We start from the raw sequence: 10,573 nt of genomic DNA, 5'->3' as shown, positions 1-10,573 counted from the left end.
TCTGACCCATCAACTGCTCCTAAGTGCGCTCATAAGAGCACGCTTAAGACCACTCGTTCATCACCCGAACAAGGCGCGACACGCCGGATGGATACTCTCGGGCGCAGGATTGTGAAGCAGCTCCTAGAAGGGGGCTTCACGGTCCGCGCCGCATCCCGCCACTCGGCGCGCGTGGGCCCGATCTTTTCATCGACTGGAAGGATGCCCGAAGCAGTCGAGGCGGATATATTGGATGCGTCCTCGATCGGCTCGGCCATCGCCGGATCAGAGGCGATCGTGAATGCTGTCAGTCTTTATGTCGAGCAGGGAGTCCAGACATTCGAACGCGTGCACGTGAAAGCCGCGGCTGATCTCGCCGCCGCGGCGCGCGATGGCAAGGTCAACCAGTTTATCCATATTTCGGGGATCGGCTCCGATCCTAAATCGGAATCGAATTACATCGGGGCACGTGGGCGCGGAGAAGTAGCGGTGGAGAGCACATTTCCCGGCGCTTTCATTGTGCGTCCCGCCGTCATGACAGGACCAGACGACGCTTTCCTCACGACTATCGTGAGCCTGATCCGCCTCCTGCCGGTCTATCCGGTGTTCGGCAATGGGGGCACACGGCTTCAACCGGTCTACGTGGAAGACGTCGCAGAAGCAGTGAGCGTGCTGATCGACAGGCGAAACCACAGGGGTTCCTCCATATTCGAATTCGGTGGCCCGCGCATCTATACCTATAACGAACTTCTTAGGGAGATCGCCCGACAGCTCCATACGAACATCAAGCTGATGCCGGTGCCGTTTGCGGTGTGGAACGCCTTGGCTGGCGTCGCGGAACTCCTTCCGGTCGCGCCCATAACGCGCAACCAGGTCGATCTTATGCGTCACGACAATGTGGCAGCAATCGACGTGCCGGGCCTGAAGGAACTCGACATCGAGCCACGGGACATCGACGAAGTGATCCGCTTGATCGAACAGCGCGCGTGACGCAGCTTCGCGCTCGGCCCGGCGCCAGCCCGCGGCCAGCCAAAGGAGCCGAAGCCACGCCACGTCGTAGCCCTTATGGTCACATCGATCAGATCAAGGTGAAGACTCGGGATTTCCGACAGAATCCCCCGACAATTGGTCCGTTTGGACTTCTTCAGTGACAACTTCGAAGCCCGCGAGTCTGGATGAACCGAAACTGGTTGAGAGCGCAACATCAGTCGCGTCGCAACCCGTTGCCATCAAAACCCGACCTATGCGAGGGCGGTTATGCCGAGCGTCAAACGTGAACCAGTGACCGCTTAGATAAGCTTGGAACCATGCACTGAAATCCATGGGATCCGGCACCGGAGGCACGCCGATGTCGCCGAGATAGCCAGTGCAATAGCGTGCCGGAATATTCATGCAGCGGCACAGTGAGATTGCCAGGTGCGCAAAATCGCGACAGACGCCGGTTCGATCTTCGAAGGCGCCATAGGCTGTCCGCAGCGGATTGGCGGCTTGGTAGTTGAAAGTGATGTGATCGTGCACGAAATTGCAGATCGCCTGAACTCGGGTCCATCCAGGCGTGGTATTGCCAAAGTTCGCCCAAGCGAGGTCACCAAGCCGATCGGTGTCGCAATAGCGGCTTCCGAGCAGAAACCTAAGAACCTCGTCGGGGAGTTCCTTGATATCGTGCTGAACGGCGTCTGGCTGGACAACATCGGACTTTCCATTGTCGTATATTTCGAAGCTCGTCGATATCGTCGTCAGCCCTGCCGGCGCTTCTATTCTCGTGCACGCGTTGCCGAAAGCATCAATGTAGCCGCGTGCCTCGATCGGGCGATCAAAGCCTATGACCTGTTCTGTGAGCAGATCGACGCGGCGTGAGGGATGGATCTCAAGGACCAGCAGCATTGGTGTCGGCTGCGGGCATTCATAGGTAAGGTTGAAACCTGCGCGGATCCGCATCGATGCTCCAATACTCTGATTCAGGAACCGGGCAAACTCCAGGCTTGTCGAACAGTTCCGGAGAACATCAGACGGTGCTAATTTTTGTTGCCGCCGGGTTCCTTCGCCACCTTCACCTCAACGCTCATGCCCAGAAAACTCGACGCGCTTCCGGAGTAACTTCCGGAAAGCGGGATGGCTTGCCGGGGATGCCTAGCCACAGCCACCCTGATCAAATCCCGGTTGCCCACAATGCCGTTGGTGGGATCGAATTCGATCCAACCGGCACCAGGCAAGTAGACCTCGCACCAGGCATGCGTTGATCCTCCGCCGCGGACAGCATCACTGTCGCGGCTCGGCACATACACATAACCGGTCACGAAGCGAGCAGCGAAGCCGAGCGAGCGGACCGCTTCCATCATGAAAAGTGCAAAGTCCCGGCATGTGCCTTTGCGCAGATGCAAGGTGATGAGAGGCGGTTGCGTTCCGGTTTCGAACCGACGGGAATACACGAAGCTCTCATGGATGGCGTAGCAGAGCGTCATCAGCAATTTGCCGGTCTCGGTGTGTCCTGCGGCACTCACGAACCGCCGTGCCCATTTGCCGACCTCGTCGCCATCATCGGCATGATGGCGCTCCATTGTTTGCGCGAGGTCGGCCACCTCGTCTGGATCGTAAGAGAATGGATAATTCAGCGCGGCCTCATCGATACGGAAATCAGGCGCATGCTGCGGCGTGTGATCGAGCCGGATGTCTGTCGCGAAATGGAGTTCATTGGCCGAACCGTTGAAATCGATCACGGCTACGCAGTTTCCAAAAACGTCATGGATCCATCGGACCTCCCTCGGCTCGGGACTCACAGATAGGGCGTGATCCAGAAGTCGTTGATCGAAACTGTCGCGCGGCCTGAACATCAGCCTGTGCTCGCCAAACCTGACCCGTTGGCTATAGCGATACAAGGTCGTGTGCTTGACTGAGAAAATCGGCATCGGCGTCCGTCAATAACTCGCTGGCACGTCCGCAGCAACCTAGCGCCTAATCGGAACCGGCACGAACTGTTTCCGCTCCATGCGATCCTGCCGGCAGGGTGGCGGCCTCGGGCTTGGTCAGATGAATTCCAGTCCGCTGGCTGGAGCACAACTTGCCTGTTTTTGTGGTAAGGCGCCACGTCCGCCCGGGGGCAGTTGTCAGCATAATGAAGGTTGGGCGGCCAGCGCCAACCCGAATGACGGCCATGCGCAAGGGCCAACGTTGACATTCACTTTTGTCGACGTTGCTCCAACTCGGCGACTATCCGCCCATCCAGTCGCCTGACGGGCAGATGTTTGGTCAGAAGCGCCAGCTTCGCCGTTTCCTCCAGTTCCTCCGCGGCAAAGACAGCGTCGCGGAAACTGCGTCCGGAAACCACCGGACCATGATTGGCCAGAAGGACGGCCGCATGGTCATGCGCCTTGGCCAGCACCAGCGGCCTGACGTCGGCCGACCCCGGATGAGTATAGGGCAGAAGGGGCACGCGACCGACGCGCATCACCACATAGGGCGTGATCGGCGGGATGGCATCGTCGGGGTCAGTGTCTTCAAGGCAGGACAATGCCGTGGCGTAAGTCGAGTGAAGATGCACGACACCCGCCGCCTGCGGCCGCGCTTCATAGAACGCCATGTGGAGGGGTATCTCCTTGGTTGGGGTATCACCGGACACGGCCACGCCTTGGGTGTCCAGCTTCGACAGTTTGCTGGGTTCCAGATAACCCAGGCAGGAATTGGTCGGCGTGACAAGGAAACCATCGGCAAGCCGAGCCGACAGGTTGCCGGACGAGCCGGCGGTGTAGCCGCGCATGAACAGGGACTCGCCCCAGCGGCAAAACTCGTCACGAAGCTGCTGTTCTTCCAGGGTCATGAGGCGTCACCTTTCAGGGCATCGAGCGCGCGTTCGAAAAAATCGTCGGTGCCGAAATTGCCCGATTTCAGCGCCAAGGCCAGCCTCGGCTCGCCGTCGAGGATGAGCACCGGCACGCCGGTGTCGATCTCCGGGCCGACTTGAAGCGCCGACGCGCCGAAAGCAGAGGCGACCGCGCCGGAGGTTTCGCCACCCGCAACCACGAGCCGCCGAAAGCCGGCAGCCACCGCCTTGGCGGCGAGCTCGGCGAAAACTGTCTCGAACAATCCTGCCAACCGTTCGCGGCCATGTCGGGTCTGTGCCGCAGACACTTCGGAAGGCTCCGCGGTCGCATAGATGAGCGGTCCGGCATCCTTGTGGCTGACCAGAAAATCGAGTCCGCTTGCGATGGCAGCGTCCGGATCGAGCACGTCGGCGGCATCGAGTTGCATCGAAGGATGCCCGTTCCCATAGGCGGCAATCTGCCGGCGTGTCGCAGAAGAGCAGCTGCCGGAGAGGATGAAGCCAGGCCTGTTGTTCCCCACGAACCGCTGCCGATCGCCGCTCGCCGGGTGGATCCCAAAATTGCTGGGCAGGCCCATGGCGATGCCCGAGCCGCCGGTGACCAGTCGATGGGTTTTGGCTATCTTGCCCAGCGCTGTGAGATCGTCGTCTGTGATCGCATCGGCGACGATAAGTTTTTCGCCGTTGCGTTTTGCAAGATTAAAGGCGGCTTCAGCACCGCCCGAACGCAAACTTTCCAGCGGAAGATGGCCGACCTTGAGTCGCGTCTGGCGCGATAGCCATCGCCTGATATCGGGGTCGGTCATCGGCGTCAGCGGATGGTTTTCCATGCCGGACTCGCTGAGCAGGCGGTCGCCGACGAAGAGGTAGCCGTTGTAGAGCGTGCGGCGGTTGGCGGGAAAGGCAGGGCAAACCAGAGCCAGCGGCGCGTCCAGTTCCTCCAGCAGGGCTTGCGCGACCGGTCCTATGTTGCCTTGCGGTGTGGAATCGAAGGTCGAGCAATATTTGAAGACGATCTGCTCGGCGCCGTTGGCAACCAGCCAGCGGCAGGCCGCCAGGGACTGCGCTACCGCATCGCCGGCCCCAACCGAACGCGTCTTCAATGCAATGACCGCGGCGTCGATCTCGTCCGCAAGGTGTCCGGTCGGTGTGCCGACATACTGAACAGTCCGAGCGCCGGCCTTGGCGAGCGTGTTGGCAATGTCACCGGAACCGGTGAAATCGTCGCCGATGACGCCGATCTTCATTCGTCGTGGTCGCTTGCCCGCTGGCGCCAGAACATCGTCGTCAGCTGATCGAGATGCTCGCGCATCGCCTGTTCGGCACGATCGGGATCGCGCGCGACGATCCCATCGTAAATGGCGCGATGCGCCTCATACGCCGTCTGCTCCTGACCGTCGGCGGCCAGCGTCACAATGCGCTGTTCCTTGAGCCATTCGGAAATCTGGTCGTGGAGGGCGACGAAGACGAGGTTGCGGGCAATACGGGCGAGTTCGAAGTGAAAGGCGATGTCGGTGCTGGTGAAACGGTCACGGTCGCCGATCGCCAGCCGATTGGCTTCGAGCGCCTCACGCAACGAGGCCAGATCTTCTGACGTCGCCGTCCGGGCGGCTTCCCGGGCGAGGCCAACCTCGAAGAACATGCGCGCGCCCTGAAAGGAACGCTGTCCCAATTCCGTCGACAGCATCTGCCTGACCGCAGGTGCCATGCCCGTGAAAATATGGCTGGCGGTCGGCATCAAGACTTTGGCGCGAGCACCATTGGTGAGTTCGACGAGGCCCGCCTTCTGCAACGAGATCAGTGCTTCACGAATGGCTGGGCGGCCGACGCCGAAGCGCGATTGCAGGTCACGCTCGGGCGGCAACTGGTCTCCGGGCTTGAGTTTTCCTGAGAGGATCTGTCCCTCGAGATGTGTTGCCACATGCTCGAAGAGTTTTTTTCGTTCTATGACAAGAGGGTCGACCATAGACCTTTCATACCATCATGCTTGACAACCATGCAACAGCTTGCAATGCTGAAAACACAAGATTGAAAAAAAGCGGGAAGACAAGGCCGGGCTCCATGAGCATCGGCTAGCACCGGTTTGGGCGCCCTCAAGGCAGCTCCGCCCCCCTGCAAATCAACTTGCTTTTGAGACGGCGATTGCGATCGCCAAGGGAGGAAGATGCATGAAAATCGCCATTCTGGGCGGCGGCGGAGCTATGGGCGGGATATTCGGTGGATATCTGGCCCGCGCCGGCAATGACGTCACGCTGATCGACGTCTCCAAGGCGGCCGTGACGGCGATCAATGACAACGGGCTGACCATCGAGGAAAAGGATGGTTCGCAGCCGGTGATAAAGGTGTCTGCAAGCGACAATCCTGCAAGCGTCGGGCCGGTCGATCTCATCATCAATTTCGTCAAATGCTATCACACCGAAGCTGCCGTTCGGGCTGCAGCCCCCATGATCGCTGGGGATACCGCCGTGCTCAGTCTGCAGAACGGCTGGGGCAATGCACCACGCATCGCCTCGATCGTTGGCGAAGACCGCGTGCTGGTCGGGCTAACTTATCATGGCGGCACCTTGCTGGCGCCGGGCCGCGTCAAGCATCCTGGTTCTGGCATGACCTATATCGGCGAACTGACCGGCAAGCCGACCGAACGCCTGGGCAAGGTCATCGACGTGTTTCGTGCGGCGCAGATCGAGACCACTCAGTCCGAAAGGATCCTTGACGAGGTCTGGAAGAAACTGGCGCTGAATGCCTGCACACTGCCGGTCGCCGGGCTGTTGCATTTGATGTCGCACGAACTCGTCGCCTTCGAAGGCACCAAACTCCTGATGGCCGCTATCCTCAAAGAGGTCGTGGCCGTAGCAAACGCCCAGGGCATCGCGCTCGACTATGACGAACGCTGGGCTGCGATCACCGGCCTGCTGGAGAAGGCGATCGGCGGCAAGGCTTCGATGCTGCAGGATGTCGAAGCCAAACGGCAGACTGAAATCGAGGTCATCAACGGTGCCATTGTCGATGCAGGCAAGCGCACCGGTGTGGCCACGCCTGTCAACGAAACGATGGTCTGGATGATCCAGGCCAAGCAGGCCCACTACCTCCAGGTTAAGGCTCAATAGGGCCATGGCGCCGCGGCTCGAAATCAAAGGCCTTTCCAAGTTCTTCCCCGGTGTGCGGGCACTGGACGACGTCTCGATGAGCGTCGAGGGCGGTGAGATCCGTGCATTGCTCGGCGAAAACGGCGCCGGCAAGTCGACCCTCGGCAAGATCGTCGCCGGTGTCTACTCGCGCAACAAGGGCAGTATCCTTGTCGATGGCGCCGAAACCGCGGACCTCGATGAGAAAGCAGCGGGCGATCTCGGCATCGGCATCGTGCATCAGGAAGGCTCGCTCGTTCCGCAGCTTTCTGTTGCCGAGAACATCTTCGCCGGCCGGCAGCCGACGCAATGGTTGGGTCAGGTGGATGTCCGAGCCATGCGCGATCGTGCAAGGGTGCTTATCGCGCAGCTTGGCGTCGCCATCGATCCGGCACTGAAGGTGTCGACCCTTTCGCCGGCGCAATCCCAGATCGTCGAGATTGCCAAGGCGCTGTCGCGCGACCTCAGAATTTTGATCCTCGACGAGCCGACCGCGGCATTGACCCTTACCGAAACCGAGAAATTGTTCGACGTGGTGCGCCGCTTGGCGGCCAACGGCGTTTCGGTGATCTACGTTTCGCACCGCCTTGCCGAGATTTTCGCGCTCTGCCATTCGGTGACCGTCCTCAAGGACGGGAGGCTTGCCGGAACACGCAGTGTCACCGAGACCTCGACCGACGAACTGATCCGTCTGATGGTCGGACGCGACGTGCATTTTTCGCGTGCGGCGGCAGGGCGCAAGATCGGCGACATCGTGCTCGAGGCCGAAAATGTCGACGCGCCGCCGCTGGTGCGGTCGGCATCGATCACCGTGCGTTCAGGCGAGATCGTCTGTCTCGCCGGGCTTATCGGGTCCGGTCGCAGCGAATTCTGCGAGGCGATCTTTGGCGCACGCCGACGGCGTGGCGGCTCGATCCGGATTGGCAGCAAGCCTATCGATCCGAGAGGTCCGTGGGACGGCAAGCACGCCGGCATCGGCATGGTTCCGGAAGACCGCAAGGCGGCGGGTCTGTTCCTTGGCATGGACATCGTCAACAATGTTGCCGCGACGGTTCTTTCCAAGGTTTCCTCGGGCGCCAATTTCTCCAACCGCAAGGCCGAGGCGCTGGCCAAGAATTTTGTCAACGAGCTGCGCATCGCGACGCCGAGCGTGCGCCAGATCGTTGGCAATCTCTCCGGCGGCAATCAGCAGAAAGTGCTTCTGGCCAAATGGCTGGCGATGGAGCCGCGCCTTCTGATCGTCGACGAACCGACCCGCGGCGTCGACGTCGGGGCACGATCTGAAATTTACCGGCTTCTGCGGGCGCTCGCCGACAAGGGCGTTGCGCTGCTCGTTGTGTCCTCGGACCTGCCGGAGGTGCTTGCGCTTGCCGACCGCATCGTCGTGATGGCGGAAGGCAGGACGGTTGGCGAATTGCCAGGCGACGGGGCAAGCGAGGAACAGGTGCTGCGGCTGGCTACCAGATACACCGCTTCGGTTGCTGAAGTCCGCAAGGAACCAGGAATGGCAGAGGCATGACGATGCAGATCACGCAACCGATGGCCGAGAATGCCGAGCACCGGCGCGAAAACCTTTTCGTCCGTATCGTGCGGCGCCTCGCCGATTCCAGGGAATTGACGCTCTTCGTGCTCGTCATCGCGCTCGCGCTGGCGATGAGCATCGTCTATCCGAACAACTTCCCAACCGCCTCCAACATGAGGGCCGTGCTGCTCAATCTCGCACCGGTCGGCATTCTTGTCTGCGGCATGATGCTGCTGATGATCGGCGGCACGTTCGACCTGTCGGTCGGCTCGACACTCGCTTTCTCCGGCGTCTGGGCCGCCGTTGTCGCCGGATGGTGGGGCTGGCCGGCGGAGGTTGCTGTTCTGGTGGGCATCCTGGTTGGCGCACTGTGCGGTCTGGTCAACGGTTTGATCGTCACCCGCATCGGCATCAACGCGTTGATCGCAACCCTTGGCACACTCACCATCTATCGCAGTCTGACCTATGTCACCGCCGGCACTGGCGTCACCCCTATCACCGATGCCTTCGCCGAATATGGCCGCGCCGCCGATCCGCTGCTCAGGATCCAGTCGCCGTTCTGGGCAATGCTGGTGCTCGTGCTCGTCGGCGGCTGGCTGGTGGCGCGGACACGCTTCTTCCGGCAGTTCTATTTCATCGGCGGCAATCCGCGCGCGGCCCAGCTCTCGGGTATCCGCGTCGACCGGCTCATCCTGATCGGCTTCGTCATCATGGGAGCGCTGGCGGGCCTTGCCGGCGTTCTGGGAGCGGCGCGTCTCAACAGTGCGGTCGTCAACGCCGGCGTCGGCATCGAACTCAAGGTCATCACCGCAACCGTGCTCGGGGGAGCGAGCCTGAAAGGTGGTGAGGGCACGATCCTCGGCGGCATTCTCGGCGTGCTTTTCATCGCATTGATCGAGAACGCCATGATCATCAATGCGATCGGCGTGTTCTGGCAAGGGCTAGTGGTGGGTCTGGTCCTGCTGTTCGCCGTATCGCTCGATCGTTTCAAGACTAGCGGCCGCGCCTGATTTCAGGCGAGGACGGGAGGAGGCATTCGGACAACCGGATGACATGCAAGGACTGAAAATACAAAAACATCAGGAGGAAACGGGCATGAAATCGATAGTGAGAACGATACTTTCCGGCGCAGCGCTTGCTGCCACCGCATTGCTCTACACTTTTCCGGCTAGCGCACAGGAATCATCCTTCGGGCCGGCCGATGCGAAGGAGACGTATTACTGGATCTCCAACAAGGCCAACCTGCCGCTGTTTGTGCAGTATGACTATGTCGGCATGAAGCGGATCGCCGAAGAGCTCGGCGTCAAGGTCATCGTTGCCGGGCCGACCGACTTCGACGTGCCGGGCTTTATCTCCGCTGTCGACCAGGTCTGCGCGCAGAAACCGAGCGGTGTCTCCGTCGTCGGCGGCTGGGACCCGTCGCTGACCGAATCCGTCAAGAAATGCATGGAGCAAGGCGTGCCGACGGTCGTCGATGACGGCGATCTGCCCGACTCCGGCCGTCTCGCCTATATCGGCACGAACTGGACGCAGGTCGGCGTCGCCCAGGCCAAGAAGCTGATGGAAATGCTGCCGAAGGGTGGCAAGGTCGCCTCGATGTCGATCATCAACGCCGGCAACATGCGCGAAGCTGTGGCTGGCTTCAAAGCCTATGTCGAAGCCAATGGCGGCGGCAAATACACCATCGTCGCCAATGAGGATGACGGTGGCGACGCACAGAAGGCGGCGCAGGTGACGGCGGCGATCCTGGCAGCCCATCCAGACATCGCTGGCCTCGCCGGTTTCGATTCCGAATCCGGTGCCGGCATCGTCACGGCACTGCGTGAAGCCGGCAAGAATCCCGGTGACATCAAGGTGACCGCGATGGAGCAGACGCCGGACTTCTTCAAATCGGCAAAGGAAGGCTGGGTCGACGGCATCGTCGTGCAGAATCGCGAGCTCTTCATCTACTACGCGGTCAAGCTGCTGCATGACTACAACACTAACACGTTGAAGTCGGCCGGCCTCTCGTCGAAAGACGGCGGCCGTCCGATCCCGGACTCGCTCGATACGGGCGTCATCCTGATCACCAAGGACAATGTCGACAAGGTGCTGACCGCTCTGAATGTGAAGTAGGCTCAACGCAGACAT

The 10,573-nt window shown here is 60.7% G+C and carries 10 protein-coding genes; 5 read left to right on the top strand and 5 right to left on the bottom strand.

The features are described 5' to 3' along the window. Positions 1-969, top strand: a 969-nt coding sequence (locus tag HNQ71_RS09095; protein WP_343068104.1) for an NAD(P)H-binding protein, incomplete at its 5' end; no start/stop codon positions are given. 93 nt (positions 970-1,062) lie between these two features. Here the strand turns inward: HNQ71_RS09095 and HNQ71_RS09090 are convergent. The 5 genes from HNQ71_RS09090 to HNQ71_RS09070 all read right to left on the bottom strand — a co-directional run bounded on the left by HNQ71_RS09090 (position 1,063) and on the right by HNQ71_RS09070 (position 5,762). Further along, complete coding sequence (locus HNQ71_RS09090; RefSeq protein ID WP_184872178.1) at positions 1,063-1,917, bottom strand: transglutaminase-like domain-containing protein; 855 nt, start codon at positions 1,915-1,917, stop codon at positions 1,063-1,065. 77 nt (positions 1,918-1,994) lie between these two features. Then, complete coding sequence (locus tag HNQ71_RS09085; RefSeq protein WP_184872177.1) at positions 1,995-2,885, bottom strand: transglutaminase family protein; 891 nt, start codon at positions 2,883-2,885, stop codon at positions 1,995-1,997. 269 nt (positions 2,886-3,154) lie between these two features. Beyond that, entirely contained in the window at positions 3,155-3,793 is a 639-nt protein-coding gene (otnC, locus tag HNQ71_RS09080) for a 3-oxo-tetronate 4-phosphate decarboxylase (protein ID WP_184872176.1), read from the bottom strand. Then, the gene (gene otnK / locus HNQ71_RS09075) at positions 3,790-5,043 is read right to left on the bottom strand and encodes a 3-oxo-tetronate kinase (protein WP_184872175.1); all 1,254 of its coding nucleotides are present in this window, start codon (positions 5,041-5,043) and stop codon (positions 3,790-3,792) included. The genes otnC and otnK overlap by 4 nt, the downstream gene beginning before the upstream one ends. Further along, positions 5,040-5,762 carry an FCD domain-containing protein gene (locus HNQ71_RS09070; protein ID WP_184872174.1) on the bottom strand — a complete coding sequence of 241 codons (723 nt, stop codon included), beginning with the start codon at positions 5,760-5,762 and terminating at the stop codon, positions 5,040-5,042. Before HNQ71_RS09070 ends, otnK begins: the two co-directional genes overlap by 4 nt. Positions 5,763-5,964: 202 nt before the next feature. Here HNQ71_RS09070 and HNQ71_RS09065 point away from each other — a divergent pair, with 202 nt between their 5' ends. The 4 genes from HNQ71_RS09065 to HNQ71_RS09050 all read left to right on the top strand — a co-directional run bounded on the left by HNQ71_RS09065 (position 5,965) and on the right by HNQ71_RS09050 (position 10,558). Continuing rightward, on the top strand, positions 5,965-6,903 hold the full coding sequence (locus HNQ71_RS09065; RefSeq protein ID WP_184872173.1) for a ketopantoate reductase family protein: 939 nt from the start codon (positions 5,965-5,967) through the stop codon (positions 6,901-6,903). 4 nt (positions 6,904-6,907) lie between these two features. Further along, entirely contained in the window at positions 6,908-8,440 is a 1,533-nt protein-coding gene (locus HNQ71_RS09060) for a sugar ABC transporter ATP-binding protein (RefSeq protein WP_184872172.1), read from the top strand. Next, positions 8,437-9,453 (top strand): ABC transporter permease, encoded by a 1,017-nt coding sequence (locus HNQ71_RS09055; RefSeq protein WP_184872171.1) that lies wholly within the window; start codon positions 8,437-8,439, stop codon positions 9,451-9,453. Before HNQ71_RS09060 ends, HNQ71_RS09055 begins: the two co-directional genes overlap by 4 nt. Positions 9,454-9,538: 85 nt before the next feature. Continuing rightward, the gene (locus tag HNQ71_RS09050) at positions 9,539-10,558 is read left to right on the top strand and encodes a substrate-binding domain-containing protein (protein ID WP_184872170.1); all 1,020 of its coding nucleotides are present in this window, start codon (positions 9,539-9,541) and stop codon (positions 10,556-10,558) included. Positions 10,559-10,573: the final 15 nt, after the last annotated feature.

The sequence above is a fragment of the Mesorhizobium sangaii genome (assembly GCF_014207355.1).
GTDB classification, from domain to species: Bacteria; Pseudomonadota; Alphaproteobacteria; order Rhizobiales; family Rhizobiaceae; genus Mesorhizobium; species Mesorhizobium sangaii.
Note: the sequence above shows the minus strand (reverse complement) of the source record. Positions and strands in the feature narration are given on the sequence as shown.

Coding starts and splice junctions, on each gene's coding strand:
- HNQ71_RS09085 (WP_184872177.1), bottom strand. CDS start 2,885: ATGCCGATTTTCTCAGTCAAGCACACGACCTTGTATCGCTATAGCCAA.
- otnC (WP_184872176.1), bottom strand. CDS start 3,793: ATGACCCTGGAAGAACAGCAGCTTCGTGACGAGTTTTGCCGCTGGGGC.
- HNQ71_RS09090 (WP_184872178.1), bottom strand. CDS start 1,917: ATGCGGATCCGCGCAGGTTTCAACCTTACCTATGAATGCCCGCAGCCG.
- HNQ71_RS09055 (WP_184872171.1), top strand. CDS start 8,437: ATGACGATGCAGATCACGCAACCGATGGCCGAGAATGCCGAGCACCGG.
- HNQ71_RS09050 (WP_184872170.1), top strand. CDS start 9,539: ATGAAATCGATAGTGAGAACGATACTTTCCGGCGCAGCGCTTGCTGCC.
- HNQ71_RS09070 (WP_184872174.1), bottom strand. CDS start 5,762: ATGGTCGACCCTCTTGTCATAGAACGAAAAAAACTCTTCGAGCATGTG.
- HNQ71_RS09065 (WP_184872173.1), top strand. CDS start 5,965: ATGAAAATCGCCATTCTGGGCGGCGGCGGAGCTATGGGCGGGATATTC.
- HNQ71_RS09060 (WP_184872172.1), top strand. CDS start 6,908: ATGGCGCCGCGGCTCGAAATCAAAGGCCTTTCCAAGTTCTTCCCCGGT.
- otnK (WP_184872175.1), bottom strand. CDS start 5,043: ATGAAGATCGGCGTCATCGGCGACGATTTCACCGGTTCCGGTGACATT.